Genomic DNA, 15,046 nt, shown 5'->3' with positions numbered 1-15,046 from the left:
CTCCCTAGCGGCTTGAGACTTGACTCCAGAGCGCCGCGATCGCCGCAACCTGGTCGTCGATGTCGTGCCCGGTGACATCAACATGATGATCCGCGGGCGGAGGATGCCGCGCGTCCTCCAGGTGAAGCCTCTCGAACTCCTCATCCGTGAGGTACTGCGTGCGGCTCATCGCTCGTCGCCGTGCTTCATCCATCGTCACCTGCAGGCGGATGACAACGGCGTTCGGCAGCCACCGCCGGTACAGCGACATCGTCTCCGGAGTGATCACATCCGCCATCACCGTCTCGATGCCCTGCGCAACAAAGTTGCGAGCCAGGCCGCAGGCGTTCTCCACTCCCAGCCGCTGCTGTAGTCGTCCTTCATCCCCTTCCCAAGGGGCCGCGTGGCCACTGACAACCATGTGGCGTACGTCGTCAACGTCAATGACAGCCACTCGCGGACGCAACCGAGCCAGCAGCCGCGCCGTCGAACTCTTCCCAACAGCCGGCCCCCCGGTGAGAACAAGCGGTGGTCGCATATCACCAGTATCCCGGCCAGCCGCTGAGGTTAGACTCTCCTCAATGAGTAAAGAAGCGGCGATCTTCTGGGTAGGCGGTCCAGCGGCCGCAGGCAAGACCACAGTGAGCCGCCTACTCGCCCGAAAACACGGATTCCTCTGGTACAGCGTAGATGCCCACGCATTCGACCACGAAAGACGCGCAGCCGCAGCCGGACTCCACGTCCTAGGCACCGGCCCAGGAAGCTTCGACCGCAAACCAATGATCCTGCAAGACATCCACGCACTCCCCACGAATGCATCGGTCGTAGTCGAAGGCGCCTTCGTAACCCCCACAATGGCCGGCGTCGCCAACAACGCAGTATGGCTGATGCCATCCCGAGACGAACAGCTAGCAAGACTAGAACGCAGACATCCAGGCGGTGACCACGAAGGCCAGCTCTGGGGATGGAACCTGGTGCGGAGCCAACTCGAGGGCACCAACGCAACCACCATCGCAGTCGACGGCCAAACCATCGAGCAAACCCTCACCGCAGTAGAGCAAACCTTCGCCGCAAACCTGGATTCCTCCCCCGCAGCCCACACCACCGAATCCCGCCAGTCCCTGATCCGCATCAGCAACCACCAACTAGCCAACCAAGCAACCGAAAGACTCCAGTCAGCCCGCAACCACCACCAGGCGACCTACACATTCGATTGCGAGTGCGCCCACCCAAACTGCAACAACCTCGTCGCCCTCACCGTCGAAGAGATGCCAGCTCTGCTCGCCCAGGCAACCCCATCGATTGTCTCGCCGGAACACTTCAACTTGACCTGAAGAGACGCTCCCTCGACCAACTGATGCAGTCCCTCGCGTGCTCCGCTAGGCGCTCCCTCGTCGCTCCGCTCCTCGTCGCGGCCGCTACGCATGCTCCCACCCACCCCGGCTCATCGCCCTCCTTCCCCTTGCCGGCTGCCGCCGCCGCGCCTGCGACCCTCGCGCTACAGCGCGACCGACAACCCAGGTGCTCCGCATTCTAGTTCCGCGTGAGCACCCGGCCGTTCGCGATCGAGCGACGGGAGTCGCGCACCGATCGGCCAACCAGATCATCAAGCCATCGGAGGAGCTCGGCAAACATCGGGCTGTGTTCACCGCCAACCCCGGTCTAGCAGCGCAGGGCCATGGGAGAGTGGAACCATGGAAGGTGTACCGGACCGATTGGCCCTGGAGCTGACGTGCAGTCTGGACGCCCCGCGCGACCAGATCTTCCGGGCCTTGACCGATCCATCCGCATTGTCGAAGTGGTGGGGACCATCGGGGTTCACGACACCCGAGATCGAGCTAGACCTCCACGTCGGCGGCGGTTATCGCTTCGGCATGCAACCACCCGACGGCGAGCTGTTTCACCTGGCGGGTGAGTTCCTTGAGATCGACCCGCCGAGCGTGCTCGCCTACACCTTCCGCTGGGAAGAACCCGACCCTGATGACCAAGAGACGCTCGTAAGGCTTTCTCTACACGCCATCGAAGGCGCCACGCACCTGGCGCTCTCACAAGGCGACTTCGCGACCCGGGCACGACTGACGCTCCACGAGAACGGGTGGACGGACAGCTTCGTGAAGCTGCGCCAGTTCATCGAAGCCGACACATAGCGTCACGCACTCCCCCTCGTCGCGTCCAGGTCTCGCCAACCTCCGCAGAACGCCCGCACCTGCCACGATCTTCGCTCTCGACTGTCGCAGATCACCTGGCGGACGAATGTCGTGGTTCAGTCGCGCGTACTCGGGTCCACCTCGCGCACCATCACGCAGTTGCCCAGGCCCTTGGGCCGGTCGTACGTGAAGCCCTCGCGCTCGTACATCGTGCGGGTGCCGTTGTAGAGGAACGACGAGTTCTTCTTCCGGACCCCGCCGGTGTCGTGCGGGTAGCCCTCGACCATGCCGCCGCCGGCCTGCGCGATCAGCTCGACGGCTCCGCGCAGTGCGACCGCTGCCAGGCCCTGACCGCGAAAGCCGCGCTCGACCAGGATGCAGGTGACCCGGTAGTCGGGCAGGCGTTCGGCAGTGGCGAGGTACTCCTTGCGGTGATGGATTTCGGGCAGCTCCTCGGGTGATCCGTACTCCGCCCAGGCGACGGCCCGGTCGCCGTCGTACACCAGCGCCGCGTGCGCGATCCCGTCCTCGACCAGACGTTGCTTGAGAGCCCGGTTCCCCTCAGCGGTCTGGCCCCTCTCCTCGCAGTCAGGATGGAACCACGTGCACCAGCAGCTGGCGAACATGCCCTTGTTCCGCTCAACAAGAGCGGCGAAGTCATCGAACGTCTCCGGCGCCAGCGCCTTGATCCTGAACTCGGACATATCTCGGAACGTACACCACATTCCGGACGTTCCACGTCCGGTAGCCACGCTTCCAGCACAGGCCGTTGGTCGCGCTAGCGCCCAGGTCGGCGGCAGCTCGTCGCCTTGGCCGCCTTCCGGCGCGAGCCATCCGAACGAGAGCGAACGCAGCTGAACTGCAACCGCTGGAGCAACCGAGAGTGAGCGCGGCTGATCCGGTAGCCGTAACGAGTGCGGCCGTACGGGCGATAGGTCCTACAACGGGGGTTGGGATTGATGACATCGAAGCAGAGGTTCGTTCCCACGGGCCAGGTGGTCGGGCTGCGAGAGCGCGCACCGGGTCATGCGGTGATTCACATGCTTTGCACGGAGCCGGGATCGATTCGATCGCGTAGTCGGGTCGCTCGGTTCTTCGGAGTACGGCCATTGAGTACGGACGGCTATGCGTGGTTTCGCGGTGCGCTCGGTGAGATCGCGGTCGGACGTTTGCTGTCGCGCCTGGACTCCAAGTGGGTTGTACTGCACGCCGTTCCTGTTGGGCGGGGCGCAGATATCGACCATGTGGTCGTGGGTCCGTCCGGAGTCTTCACCGTGAACACCAAGAACCACTCCGGCAAGCGCGTATGGGTCGCGGGGCACACATTCCTGGTCTCCGGCTCCCGCACAGACCACATTCGCAACTCTGAGTTCGAGGGAAGGCGGGCTGCGAAGCTGCTCGGCAAGGCGCTCGGCTGGCCGGTGCCCATTCGGCCGGTGATCGCGGTCTACGATCCGCAACGGCTACACATCGAGAAGCCACCGGCCGGTGTCGATGTCGTTGATGCTCGGCGTCTGGTTCGTTGGCTGAAGAAGCGGCCGGCGGTTCTCGGTCCCGAGGCCGTGGAACACATCGTGTCGGTGATCGGAGAGCTCGCGACCTGGCGTTATCAGCCAGATGAGTCCGTAGACGTTGATCGTCGCGCCCAGTTCGATGCCATCCAGGCTGAGATTGGTACCGCGAGGCGTGTGCGCATGGCGTGGGCGTTCGGCATGGTCGCGGTGATGACGATAACCATCGTCCTGGTCTGGCCGGCGCTGCTACAGCTGCTGACGATCGCAGTAGCGAAGCTCCTGGACGGTTCAGCATGACAAGTTCGACCCCTTCCATGCCATGGGCGAGGGTCGCGCCGTGGTGTGCACGCTCGCACGGCTCGATCCCTTGTGGCTAACGCGTTTTGGCCTTCCTGGTTGCGGCCTGTTTGATTCGGCTATTGGGCGTTCTGACGCGCTGTGGTCTCCCAAATCTCCCACCAGGAAGGTGCCTCGGAGACGGTCGCCTCAGGTGGACCGATGAGGTGGCCTGATGCCGTTTACTGTTGGGCCATGCCGTCAACCAGGACAGATCTGCCTCATACCTTGCGTCGCTGTAGTCGACGCTGTGTGTCGCTTGCGACTGTCGGGATCGTCGTAGTGGCTATCACTGGCGTCTGGTTGGTGTCGCGCCGCGGGCCCGATTCGTCGGCCATCGATTGCTTACCGAGCGACGCCGCTGCACGGACTGCTTGGCCAGGTTCGACTATTCGACCGAGATCATCGGATCCAATTCACCGAATGCATGAGCGCGAGTCCGGCATCTTGGAAATCAAGCTTGCCGATGGCGGGTACCTCGGCATAACAGCCTTGGATTATTCGAGTAGATCGGGCGCTTGGCTTGCGTCGAAGGTCTTCTCTCCGGGCTGGAATGGCTACTACTGGGCCAAGTATCCCCAGCGCCGTGAGCCAGATGGTGACCAAACGCGATCGTTGCCGAATGGAAGTGTCCTGGTCGGATTTGAGTGTCCGCCATCCTCGGGGGATCAACTGGAATGCGATCGGTGGATCCTGTGGTGGAAGCGCGGCCACGGAATTTGGATGGTCCATTGGGTTCCGACCAAGTGGGCGACGACGTCAGCTGCTATTGAGATCTTGTCTCCGCTGTGGGACAGCTGATGTCGCCATGAGGCGACCATTCTGCTGTTTGAGGCGGGCATCAAAATGATGACGGTTACGCGTCAAGCCGGACGGGCAGACCTCCCGCATCGCCCCGATAGCTGCCAACCTGAGGTTCGGTGCGGTGTGGGTCAAGGGTCGAAGGTCCCGGAGGGACGCGCCGGAGGCGCGCTCTTGACGCGCGCCGAGTCGGACCATCCCTTTCATGATTGCTAGCGGGGCGATGCGGGAGCCCACGGGAAGCCGGGCGACTCGGGTCATTGGGCTAGGCGGTCGCCGGCAGCTTCGGCGAGCACCACATCGACAGGGTGTCGATCGTTGATGGCGAGTTCTACTGTCGTCGACCCAACACCCTGGTGGCACGTGCGCGCTAAGCCAAGGGCCCCGCCCGGAGCTGAGCGAGCGGGAGCGGAGGGCAGGCGGCCCGACCTCCCATGGCGGCGCACTTCGGCCCCCGGGCGGCCGTCTGGAAGTCAAAGAAAACTTGTCAGGAGGCGACGAACCGCCGCTCTAGCCCCGGATCACACGGGTGGCTCGCAACTGACCTTCGGCTTGAACTGCTGTCGCCGTACCTCGACGTCCCAAGCTTCACCTGGTCCCACGCCAAGCCCGGTTTGCCGCGACGGCGGGTGCTCGAGCGGCACATCGGCGAACACATCCGAACCGTCCTGCGGCTGGGCAGTGCGAGCATCGACCCGACGACCCCCGCTGCGCTTGCTCGGGTTCGACTCGCTGCTGCCGGTCGAGCCGTACCCGCCTCCAGACCGGCTTGTCGGTCGTTCCCGACAACGACTTCGTGTGATGGTGTCGAGGTCCTCGATGGCTTGAGATCTGGTCAACCGACCGGTGCGCGAGTCCTGTCGCTCGATCGCGAAACGCCCGGTGCTCGCTCGGAACGAGAAACGCGGAGCACCGGGGCTGTCGGTCGCGCGGAAGCGCGCAGGCCCGGCGGTAGCCGGAGGTAGCGGGCGGCAGCCCGCAGGTGCCGGCGCAAGCCGGCAAGGGAAAGGACGGCGCCAAGCCGGGGGCGGGCGGGAGCGGGCGTAGCAGGTGCGACGAGGAGCGGAGCGACGAGAGAGCGCCTGCGGAGCACGCGTGGGTCAGACCACAGTGCCCGGGACGGGATTCGAACCCGTATGCCTTTCGGCCGCGAGGTTTAAGCTCGCTGCGTCTGCCGTTCCGCCACCCGGGCCACGGTGTGGGACTGAGGTTACAAGTTACTGGTAGACCTTTCGCGGGTAGACGGCGTGGGCGCCGGCGACTCGGTCGAGGAAGAGTTGGCCGTTGCAGTGGTCGATCTCGTGCTGGAGGGCGCGGGCCTCGAAGGCGTCGGTGGAGATCGTGACGTGATCCGTCGTACCGGGGAGAACGCCGGTGACGGTCAGCCGGGTGGCGCGTTTGACGTCGCCGGTGAAGTCGGGGACGGACATGCAGCCCTCGCGGCCCTTCTCCTGGCGGGTGGACTCGACCACGACCGCGTTGCACAGCACGAAGACGCCGTGGCAAGTGCGGGTCTTCGGATGACCGGTCACGTCCAGCGCGAACATCTGCGCCGCGATCCCGACCTGCGGAGCCGCCAGCCCAACGCAGCCGGGTGAAACACGCATGGTTGCGACCAGGTCAGAGGCGAGAGCGACCATCACGGGGTCGAGCGGATCCACGGTCGCGCCTTCGGTGGCGAGGACCGGGTGGGGCGCCCGTACGACCTCCAGGATGTCGCCGGTGATACCGAGCTGGGCAGGACTCCAGCTGGCGAGGGTCTGGTTGAGATGTGCCACGCTCACAGGTCGTCGCTCTCCGCGGGCCGTAGCGTGACGCCGACCCCGAGCTCCTCCGCGGTGATCTCCAACGCCCGGTCGAGCCATGCCAGCTCGGCGGTTGGCGGGATCTCGACCTCGGCGGTCAGCACGTACAGCTCCCCGCTGAGCCGGGTCGCGAGGTCCGTGATCGTCCCGCCGGCGGACGCGATCATCCGGGTGACCGCCGCAACGATCCCAGGCCGGTCGGCGCCGTGCACGCTCAGCATGTACGCCGGCCCGATCGGTGCGTGCTCGTGTTCCGGGCCCATGATGCGGACCGTGATCACCAGCTCGCCCCGCAGCGGCTCGAGCGCGGCCTTGACCTCGTCGAACGGGCCTGAGCACACGATCATCATGGCGAAGTGGCCGCGCAGCAGCGTCATGGTGGAGTCCTCGAGGTTGACCCCGGTACCGACGAGGGCCTCGGTGACGTCCGCGATGATGCCCGGGCGGTCCGGGCCGATGACGGTGACGGCGAGCTGACTCATGCCCGGCAACCTACCGCCGACCTAAGTAGGCGATCACACCGACTTCGGTATCCGGACAGCCGCCATCGGCCCGGAGAACGCTTACGCACCGCTACATTCGTGTCATGACCGAGTCCGCGAACCATCGTCGCAGTACGCGCGAATGGATCGTGGACAGCATCGTCTTCGTCGTCGCGGTCCTGCTCGGCCTGGTCCTGTACGACCAGAGTCAGAAGGAAGGCATCAGCTCCGCCATGCTGGCGGTGGACTTCTACGCGGGGATGGCGCTGTGCCTGACCCTGTGGTTCCGCAGGCGCTGGCCGGTCCAATTGGCTCTGATCGCGGCCGTGGTCTCGATCTTCTCCGACACGGCCAGCGCAGCGACGCTGATCCTGATCCTGTCGGTCGCCGTGTACAAACCGTGGCGAGCCACGCTGCTGGTGTTCGCCGTGAACTCGATCTCCCTGTTCGCCTATATCCAGATCAAGAACCAGAACGACGACGCCGCGATCGTCATCGCCGCGACGTCGATCTACGTCGCCGTCGCCGGCTGGGGTCTCTACATCCGATCCCGCCGCCAGCTGCTCCAGACGCTTCGCGATCGGGCCGATCGCGCCGAGACCGTCGCCAAGCTGCAGGCCGAGCAGGGCCAGATGCGTGCCCGGGAAGAGATCGCCCGCGAGATGCACGACGTACTCGGCCACCGGCTCTCGCTTCTGAGCGTGCACGCCGGGGCTCTCGCCTACCGCCCCGACGCATCCACCGAAGAGGTCGCCGGGGCCGCCGAGATCATCCGCGCCAGCGCCCATCAGGCATTGCAGGACCTCCGCGAGGTGATCGGCGTACTGCGGGCCCCCGTCGGAGAGCTCCCGCAGCCGACATTCGCCGATCTCCCCCAACTGGTCGAGGCGTCCCGTACGGCGGGAGTCCCCATCGACCTCACGCTCGACGCTCCCGGCGCGTTGCCTGACCACGTCGGACGTACGGCGTACCGGATCGTCCAGGAAGGTCTCACCAACGCGATGAAGCACGCGCCGGGTGAGAAGCTGACCATCAGCGTGATCGGTGCCCCCGGCAACGGTCTGTCGGTGGAGGTACGCAACCCGGCGCCGCAGCGGAGACGAGGAGATGGACAGGGTTTGATCGGACTGACCGAACGCGCGGCGCTGGTCGAGGGACGGATCGAGCACGGCCGCACCCCCGACGGCGAGTTCCGCCTCTTCGCCTGGTTACCGTGGCCGGCATGAGTATCCGGGTCCTCATTGTCGACGATGATCCGCTGCTGCGTGCCGGGCTGAAGCTGATGCTCGGCGGCGCTCCCGACATTCGTGTAGTCGGTGAGGCCAGCGACGGCAGCGGCGTACAGGGCCTGATCGATCGGCTGGCTCCGGACGTCGTACTGATGGATATCCGCATGCCCGGAACCGACGGCCTGACCGCGACGGAAGCGGTACGACGCCGCCCGGGCGCGCCCGAAATCGTCATCCTGACCACGTTCGACGCCGACGAGCACGTATTGCGCGCGCTCCGCGCCGGGGCCGCCGGGTTCGTGCTCAAGGACACCCCGCCGGCCGAGATCGTCGATTCGGTACGGCGGGTGGCCGGTGGGCAACCGGTGTTGTCACCAGCCGTCACGAAACGACTGATCACCCGGGTCGCAGCGTCCGGCCAGGACCAGCGCAAGGCCAAGGCGCAGGACCGCCTCTCCGACCTGAACGACCGCGAACGCGAGATCGCCGTTGCGGTCGGCGAGGGCAAGTCCAACGCCGAGATCAGCGCAACGCTCTATCTGAGCGTGCCGACCGTGAAGACCCACGTCTCGCGGATCCTGACCAAGCTCGACCTGAACAACCGCGTCCAGATCGCGCTCCTGGTCCACGACGCCGGCCTACTGCACGACTGATCAGGACCAGGTCACGACTGATCAGGACCGGGTCGCGCGGCGGAACTCCTCGTTGGGCATCTGGAGGCTGCCGAGCGAGATCACCTCGCGGCGGAAGAACAGCGCCAGCGTCCAGTCGAGGACGACGCGGGCCTTCCGGTTGAAGGTGGGGACGCGCGACACGTGGTACGTCCGGTGCAGGAACCAGGCCGGCCAGCCCTTGACCTTCACGCCGTACAGCTGCGCGACGCCCTTGTGCAGGCCGAGGCTCGCGACCGAACCGACGTACTTGTGCTTGTAGTCCTGCGGCGGCTGTCCGTCGACCACCCGGAGGATGTTCGCGGCGAGCCGGTTCGCCTGGCGGACCGCGTGCTGCGCGTTCGGTGCGCAGTACGCACCGGTCTCCGAGGTCAGGTCAGGTACGGCGGCGTTGTCGCCGGCCGACCAGGCGTCCTCCACGCCCTCGATCCGCAGGTTGGCAAGGCACTTGACCCGGCCCCTCTCGTCCAGCGGGAAGTCGGTGCCGGCCAGCGCCGGGTTCGCCTTCACACCGGCGGTCCAGACGATCGTGTCGGCGTCGAACTCGTCGCCGTCGCTGAGGATCACGTGACCCTTCTCGCAGGACTCCAGCCGGGTCTCCAGCTTGATGTCCATCTTGCGCTTGCGCAGCTGGTCGACCGTGTACTTGCCCAGATCCGTGCCCACCTCGGGCAGGATCCGGCCGGTCGCCTCGACCAGCACCCAGCGCATGTCCTCGGGCTTGATGTTGTCGTAGTACCGGGTGGCGTAGCGGGCCATGTCCTCCAGCTCCGCGAACGCCTCGACACCGGCGTACCCGCCGCCGACGAAGACGAAGGTCAGCGCGGACTTGCGCAGCGCCGGGTCGGGCTGGGACGACGCGACGTCCAGCCGGTCCAGCACCTTGTTGCGCAGCGCGATCGCTTCCTCGACGTTCTTGAACCCGGTCGCCTCTTCGGCCAACCCGGGGATCGGCAGCGTCCGGGCGATCGAGCCGAGTGCGACCACGACCTGGTCGTAGGCCAGTTCGTACTCCGGTCCCTCCTCGGGCATCACCTTGGCGACCTTGTTCGCGTGGTCGATTCCGGTAACCCGGCCGGTCACCACCCGGCAGCCCTTGAGCGTCTTGCGCAGCGGCACCACGACGTGCCGCGGCTCCACCGAGCCGGCTGCCGCCTCCGGCAGGAACGGCTGGTACGTCATCACCGACCGCGGGTCCACCACGGTGACCCGGATCCGGCCTTTCCTGGCCGCGCGGCGCAGGCCGTACGCGGTGTACATCCCGACGTAACCGCCTCCAACAACGAGGATGTGCGGCACCTGGGCTGTCATGCGGCTCACTCTCCCTGAGTGTCGTCCGACTTAATGTCTACTTCAGGTTATCTGCTCGTGAAAACTTTCACAAACCCTCTGGAGAGTGATCTCACGTACCGAAACATCCCTCGTCCGAGCGACCTCTCACCCCCTCATGGTGACCCAGTCCGCGCCGTACGCCGAGGCCTCACGCCACCCGTCACAGAACCGCAAGAGCTCGTGCCGCCGAGACGGCGTTCGGCCTTGCCGGAGTCCGGGATGCGTCCTAGCTGCACAGCAGATGAATCGGGGCAGGGTGGGAGCAGGCATGGATCGCGAAGAGATGGTGCGGATCGACGACGCGATCACCGATGCGATCGGGCGGGTGATCCCGGCGCCTTCGACACGCTGATGGGGCCGGCGCTGGCGGCGGACTTCCGCGAGGGCATCGGCCGGATCCGCAGTGCCTTCCCCGACTACGCGGGCATCGTGGTCAGCCGGGTGGTCGAGGGTGACCGGATGGCGAGCCAGTTCGTCTATCACGGCACGCATCAGGGCGAGTGGCTCGGCGTACCCCCGACCGGTCGGCGGGTGCGGTTCGTCGGGACCAGCATGAATCGGTTCGCGAACGGCGTGATGGTGGAAGCCGATGTGGTGATGGACTGGCTGGAAGTCCTCAAGCAACTAGGTGGCTTCCCGGACGACGAGCCCGCCTAGAACCAGGGCCGACCCGCAGAGATTCGGGGGCGTTCCCGGGTGCTTCGGCCTGCGCCGGTCCGGAAGGGTGGCGGGCACGGATTGCTGAGCTAGGAGGCTGGGGATGAGGCGCGCACTTCGGGCGTTGGTAGCGGTTACAACTGTGTCGGCGGTGGTTGCGGTGCCTGCCGCTGCCGTTGCCGCGCCGGCGGAACGGGATCCGGCTGGGCTGCAGAAGCAGCTGGATGACGTTGCGGATGCTGTCGCGGTGGGCGCGGTTGCGGAGGTGCGCGACGGGAATCACGTGTGGCGTGGGAGTAGCGGTGTGGCCGAGCTGGGTACGACGCGGTCAGTCCCGGTCAACAGCCGGTTCCGGGCTGGGAGTATCACGAAGACGTTCCTGGCGACCGTCGTACTGCAACTGGTCGATGAGGGGTCACTGCGGCTGGACGACAAGGTCGAGTCGTGGCTGCCTGGCGTCGTACCGGGTGGTGACGGGATCACCCTGCGGCAACTGCTCAACCACACCAGCGGGGTGTTCGACTACCGGCTGACTTTGACGCTGCCGCCAAGTCCGGAGTTCCTGAACTATCGGTGGCGGACCTGGAGCGCGAGCGAGCTGATCGAGCGCGCCGTCGCGCAGCCGTCGCAGGTCGACCCGCCGGGCTCGGCCTTCTCGTACTCGAACACCAACTACACGCTGCTCGGCGAGATCGTCCGCAAGGCGACGGGCCACTCGTACGCCGACGAGATCGACCGCCGGATCATCAAGCCGCTGCGGTTGAAGGACACCGAGATGCCGGGTACGTCGACCCGGATCCGCGGGCCGCACCCGCACGGCTACCTACCGGTGCAGCGGAGCGAGAACGACGTGGAGCTCGTCGACTTCACCGAGATGAACCCGTCGTTGTTCGGCGCCGGTGGCGAACTGATTTCGTCGACGGCCGACCTCACCCGCTTCTTCACCGCACTCCTCGGCGGTCGCCTGCTGCCACCGCACCTCTTCGAGGAGATGAAGACCGCAGGCACTGAGACCAGGGCCTACGGCCTCGGCTTGTCCTGGCGAGACACGACGTGCGGTATCCGCCTCTACGGCAACGACGGCGACGCCTTGTCGTACCAGTCCTGGTCTTTCTCGAGCCGCGACGGCCGGCACCAGGTCACCATCGCCGTCACCCCCACCTTCAAGACCAACCCCGACGCTGCGGTGGACGACTTCCTAAACAAGGCTGTCTGCGGCTGACGCGTTGCCGCCGTTGTAGAGGTAAGCGACATCGCCGTAGGCACCTGCTGGCGTTCCGGCCACCAGAGACATGATGTGTTTGGTGGCCGACACGACCCGATCGGAACGAGTCCCGGTGTCGTGTGCCGTCATCTTGCCGTAGACACTGAACACGTTCGTCCTCCAGGTAAGTTCAGCGGTTGTCGCCGCTGCCGCCCAGCACAGAGCGTTTCTGACGGCTGGCGAGTTTCTCGATGTTCTTCTCGCCGACCTCACTCAGCGGAATGTCGAAGTAGTCGGCGAGCACTGCGACGTACCACATGACATCGCCGAGTTCCTTGGTCAGATCCTCGACGTCCACGGCCGACAGGTCGCTGTCGTGGTCACGGATGATCTTCTTGACCTTCTCGGCGATTTCACCAGATTCCCCGACCAGACCGAGCACGAGATGCAGAAACTCGTTCTTCTTCTCGCGGGGAGCAGCCGTCCGGAGCGCGGCCTTCTGGTAGTCGTCCAAATCCACGGCGCCAGTGTAGGACCGGTCAGAGTTCGGCGATGGTGCGGGCGCGGTCGAGGACGGCGTCGAGCATGGCTTCGGTCAGGCGGCCGGTGAAGGTGTTCTGCTGGCTGGGGTGGAAGCAGCCCAGGACGGTGACCTGGCCGTGGTGGGTTTCGAGTTCGTGTTCCACGGCGTGGCCGAACTTGGGGCGGGGTTTGGGGATGGTGGTGCCGAGGGCAGCCAGGCCGTTCAGGAGGGCGTCGTACCCGAACTTGCCGAGGCAGACGATGGCCTGGGTGGTCGGGAGGACCAGCTCGAGTTCCTTGCGGTACCAAGGCGCGCAGTTGTCGCGTTCTTCCGGCGTTGGTTTGTTGGCGGGCGGAGCGCAGCGGACGGCGGCGATCATGCGGGTGCCGATCAGGCGGAGACCGTCACCGGCGTGTTCGCTGGTCGCCTGGTTGGCGAGGCCGACACGGTGGAGCGCGGCGAACAGCCAGTCGCCCGAGCGGTCGCCGGTAAAGACGCGACCGGTGCGGTTGCCGCCGTTGGCCGCAGGCGCGAGGCCGACGATCAGGATCCGCGGCTCGGCGACACCCCAGCCAGGAATCGGCCGGCCCCAGTACGGCTGGCCGGCAAAGGACTTTCGCTTGCCGATAGCAACTTCTTCCCGCCACTCCACCAGTCGCGGACAGGCTCGGCACACCGAGACCCGCGCCTCCAACTCCCGGAGGTCCTGCGTCTCGGTCAGCGCGACCACCTCGTCCGCATCCCGCGCAACCGGAGTACGACGTACGGCGGGATCCTCCGGCCACCCCGTCCCCGGCGGAACCGGGCTCTCGAACAACTCCCCCGTCAACGGGTGCGGAAGCTTCACCCGCTCAGGCTAACCCCCGACCGATTCCTGCCCCCGGCCCACGCGAGGTATCTCGCGTGGGCCGGTTGATGGGTTAGCTGGTGACCTCTTCGAGGATGGGGGTGGGGGTGGGACGGGGGGTTCGATGGTGGGTGGGGATGGCTAGGGCCAGGAGGACGGCGGCTGCGGCGAAGGTGGCCAGGAGGAGGAAGGTGTCGGTGAAGCCTGCTTCGGTGGGGAGGCCGGAGGGTTGGGTGTGGCCGGTGATGATGGAGCTGGCCAGGGCTGTGCCGATCGAGCCGCCGATGGTGCGGATGTTGGCATTCATGCCGGTCGCCGCGCCGGTCTGCTCGCGTGGAACGTTCTGCACGATCAGGCTCGTCATCGACGCATAGGCCATCCCGAGACCGATCCCGAACACCGCGGTCCAGAGCGCGACCTGCCACGGCTCGTCGTGGAGTTCGGCGAAGGCGAGCGAGGCCACCAGGATCAGTGCCGATCCCCAGACCACCTGGGACTTCACACCGAAGTACGGCGTGATCGGACCACTGAGCGACCCGGTGACGGCCATCGTGACCAGCATCGGCAGCATCAACAGACCGGCCTGCGTCACGCTGGAGCCGAACCCGAATCCCGCAGCCTTCGGGATCTGCATGAACTGCGGCACGAACGCATACACCGCGAACATCGCCGCACCGAACAGCAGTGCGACCAGGTTCGTCGTCCAGACCGCCGGCAGCCGCATCATCCGCATGTCGATCAGCGGGTTCCGCGACCGAAGCTCCACGGTGATCCAGCCGACCAGCAGTACGGCGGCAGCGGCGAACAGCACGATGGTCCGCGGCGAACCCCAACCCCACTGCCGCCCAGCACTCAACGGCAGCAGCAGAGCGATCAGCCAGCCGGACAGGAACGCGGCGGCCAGCCAATCGATCCGGCCGGGCACACGAACAGGCGACTCCGGGACATAGCGACGTACCAGCACCGACGCGACCGTGATCAGGATCAGGGGGATCCAGAACAGCCAGCGCCAGCCGAGCGCTTCCACGATCGGGCCGGCCAGCACGATGCCGAGTCCGCCGCCGGCCGCGATGATCGCGGAGACCACGCCGACCACCGACGGCACGCGCTCGCTGGGGAACTCGTCGCGAATGATGCCGAACGACAGCGGGAACACCGCGCCGCCGACGCCCTGGACGACCCGGGCCGCGATCAGTACGCCGATGTTCGGGGCGAGCGCAGCGATCAGACAGCCGACCGCGAGAGCGATCAGCGCGCCGAACAGAGTGCGCTCCTTGCCGGTCATGTCGCCGATCCGGCCGAGCAGCGGCGTCGCGACGGAGACGGACAGCAGGAGCGCCGTGAAGACCCAGGTGACCGTGCTCGGGCTGGTGTGCAGGTCGTGCTGGATGACGGGCAGTGCCGGGCTCACCAGCGACTGCAGCATCGAGAAAGCGGCCACGACCGACGCCAGCACCGCCAGCGTCACTCGTGGTGAGGACATATTTCCAGGCATGCAGAAGTCCTTCGAAAGGGTGTG

15 protein-coding genes and 1 tRNA gene are annotated in these 15,046 nt (G+C 66.1%); 7 read left to right on the top strand and 9 right to left on the bottom strand.

The features are described from left to right. Positions 1–4 precede the first annotated feature (4 nt). Complete coding sequence (locus E0H73_RS33260; RefSeq protein WP_131363073.1) at positions 5–400, bottom strand: hypothetical protein; 396 nt, start codon at positions 398–400, stop codon at positions 5–7. Between the two features lie 160 nt (positions 401–560). Here E0H73_RS33260 and E0H73_RS33255 point away from each other — a divergent pair, with 160 nt between their 5' ends. Then, entirely contained in the window at positions 561–1,313 is a 753-nt protein-coding gene (locus E0H73_RS33255; protein ID WP_131363071.1) for a P-loop nucleotide/nucleoside kinase family protein, read from the top strand. A gap of 360 nt (positions 1,314–1,673) precedes the next feature. Continuing rightward, positions 1,674–2,126: an SRPBCC family protein gene (locus E0H73_RS33250; RefSeq protein WP_131363069.1), complete on the top strand. Its 453-nt coding sequence runs from the start codon at positions 1,674–1,676 to the stop codon at positions 2,124–2,126. 116 nt (positions 2,127–2,242) lie between these two features. On the opposite strand, the gene E0H73_RS33245 is transcribed toward E0H73_RS33250, so the two are convergent. Then, positions 2,243–2,830, bottom strand: a complete 588-nt coding sequence (locus tag E0H73_RS33245) for a GNAT family N-acetyltransferase (RefSeq protein ID WP_131363067.1) — start codon at positions 2,828–2,830, stop codon at positions 2,243–2,245. 405 nt (positions 2,831–3,235) lie between these two features. On the opposite strand from E0H73_RS33245, the gene E0H73_RS33240 reads away from it, so the two are divergent. Beyond that, positions 3,236–3,937 (top strand): nuclease-related domain-containing protein, encoded by a 702-nt coding sequence (locus E0H73_RS33240; protein WP_202867679.1) that lies wholly within the window; start codon positions 3,236–3,238, stop codon positions 3,935–3,937. A gap of 1,951 nt (positions 3,938–5,888) precedes the next feature. Here the strand turns inward: E0H73_RS33240 and E0H73_RS33235 are convergent. The 3 genes from E0H73_RS33235 to E0H73_RS33225 form a co-directional block, all read right to left on the bottom strand. Then, a tRNA-Leu gene (locus tag E0H73_RS33235) sits at positions 5,889–5,969 on the bottom strand. 25 nt (positions 5,970–5,994) lie between these two features. After that, complete coding sequence (locus tag E0H73_RS33230; RefSeq protein WP_202867678.1) at positions 5,995–6,561, bottom strand: peptide deformylase; 567 nt, start codon at positions 6,559–6,561, stop codon at positions 5,995–5,997. After that, complete coding sequence (locus E0H73_RS33225) at positions 6,558–7,064, bottom strand: glycine cleavage system transcriptional repressor (protein ID WP_131363065.1); 507 nt, start codon at positions 7,062–7,064, stop codon at positions 6,558–6,560. The genes E0H73_RS33230 and E0H73_RS33225 overlap by 4 nt, the downstream gene beginning before the upstream one ends. A gap of 104 nt (positions 7,065–7,168) precedes the next feature. Here E0H73_RS33225 and E0H73_RS33220 point away from each other — a divergent pair, with 104 nt between their 5' ends. Both E0H73_RS33220 and E0H73_RS33215 read left to right on the top strand, forming a co-directional pair. Continuing rightward, positions 7,169–8,290, top strand: coding sequence for a sensor histidine kinase (locus tag E0H73_RS33220; protein ID WP_131363063.1), 1,122 nt, complete (start codon positions 7,169–7,171; stop codon positions 8,288–8,290). Next, positions 8,287–8,946, top strand: a complete 660-nt coding sequence (locus E0H73_RS33215) for a response regulator (protein WP_131363062.1) — start codon at positions 8,287–8,289, stop codon at positions 8,944–8,946. Before E0H73_RS33220 ends, E0H73_RS33215 begins: the two co-directional genes overlap by 4 nt. 21 nt (positions 8,947–8,967) lie before the next feature. On the opposite strand, the gene E0H73_RS33210 is transcribed toward E0H73_RS33215, so the two are convergent. Then, on the bottom strand, positions 8,968–10,275 hold the full coding sequence (locus tag E0H73_RS33210; RefSeq protein ID WP_131363060.1) for an NAD(P)/FAD-dependent oxidoreductase: 1,308 nt from the start codon (positions 10,273–10,275) through the stop codon (positions 8,968–8,970). A 372-nt stretch (positions 10,276–10,647) separates the two neighbouring features. On the opposite strand from E0H73_RS33210, the gene E0H73_RS46135 reads away from it, so the two are divergent. Both E0H73_RS46135 and E0H73_RS33200 read left to right on the top strand, forming a co-directional pair. Beyond that, complete coding sequence (locus E0H73_RS46135) at positions 10,648–10,953, top strand: ester cyclase (RefSeq protein ID WP_165555915.1); 306 nt, start codon at positions 10,648–10,650, stop codon at positions 10,951–10,953. Between the two features lie 151 nt (positions 10,954–11,104). After that, positions 11,105–12,175: a serine hydrolase domain-containing protein gene (locus E0H73_RS33200; protein WP_420323441.1), complete on the top strand. Its 1,071-nt coding sequence runs from the start codon at positions 11,105–11,107 to the stop codon at positions 12,173–12,175. 172 nt (positions 12,176–12,347) lie between these two features. Here the strand turns inward: E0H73_RS33200 and E0H73_RS33195 are convergent, their stop codons facing one another. From E0H73_RS33195 to E0H73_RS33185, 3 genes are all read right to left on the bottom strand, one after another. Next, on the bottom strand, positions 12,348–12,677 hold the full coding sequence (locus E0H73_RS33195; RefSeq protein WP_131363054.1) for a nucleoside triphosphate pyrophosphohydrolase family protein: 330 nt from the start codon (positions 12,675–12,677) through the stop codon (positions 12,348–12,350). A gap of 19 nt (positions 12,678–12,696) precedes the next feature. After that, on the bottom strand, positions 12,697–13,527 hold the full coding sequence (locus E0H73_RS33190) for a uracil-DNA glycosylase (protein WP_131363052.1): 831 nt from the start codon (positions 13,525–13,527) through the stop codon (positions 12,697–12,699). Between the two features lie 73 nt (positions 13,528–13,600). Beyond that, on the bottom strand, positions 13,601–15,022 hold the full coding sequence (locus E0H73_RS33185) for an MFS transporter (RefSeq protein WP_131363050.1): 1,422 nt from the start codon (positions 15,020–15,022) through the stop codon (positions 13,601–13,603). Positions 15,023–15,046: the final 24 nt, after the last annotated feature.

This window comes from Kribbella pittospori (assembly GCF_004331465.1).
GTDB classification, from domain to species: Bacteria; Actinomycetota; Actinomycetes; order Propionibacteriales; family Kribbellaceae; genus Kribbella; species Kribbella pittospori.
Note: the sequence above shows the minus strand (reverse complement) of the source record. Positions and strands in the feature narration are given on the sequence as shown.

Excerpts from the sequence above, each read along its gene's own strand:
- E0H73_RS33260 (WP_131363073.1), bottom strand. The coding sequence starts at position 400 with ATGGTTGTCAGTGGCCACGCGGCCCCTTGGGAAGGGGATGAAGGACGA.
- E0H73_RS33255 (WP_131363071.1), top strand. The coding sequence starts at position 561 with ATGAGTAAAGAAGCGGCGATCTTCTGGGTAGGCGGTCCAGCGGCCGCA.
- E0H73_RS33250 (WP_131363069.1), top strand. The coding sequence starts at position 1,674 with ATGGAAGGTGTACCGGACCGATTGGCCCTGGAGCTGACGTGCAGTCTG.
- E0H73_RS33245 (WP_131363067.1), bottom strand. The coding sequence starts at position 2,830 with ATGTCCGAGTTCAGGATCAAGGCGCTGGCGCCGGAGACGTTCGATGAC.
- E0H73_RS33225 (WP_131363065.1), bottom strand. The coding sequence starts at position 7,064 with ATGAGTCAGCTCGCCGTCACCGTCATCGGCCCGGACCGCCCGGGCATC.
- E0H73_RS33220 (WP_131363063.1), top strand. The coding sequence starts at position 7,169 with ATGACCGAGTCCGCGAACCATCGTCGCAGTACGCGCGAATGGATCGTG.
- E0H73_RS33215 (WP_131363062.1), top strand. The coding sequence starts at position 8,287 with ATGAGTATCCGGGTCCTCATTGTCGACGATGATCCGCTGCTGCGTGCC.
- E0H73_RS33210 (WP_131363060.1), bottom strand. The coding sequence starts at position 10,275 with ATGACAGCCCAGGTGCCGCACATCCTCGTTGTTGGAGGCGGTTACGTC.
- E0H73_RS46135 (WP_165555915.1), top strand. The coding sequence starts at position 10,648 with ATGGGGCCGGCGCTGGCGGCGGACTTCCGCGAGGGCATCGGCCGGATC.
- E0H73_RS33185 (WP_131363050.1), bottom strand. The coding sequence starts at position 15,022 with ATGCCTGGAAATATGTCCTCACCACGAGTGACGCTGGCGGTGCTGGCG.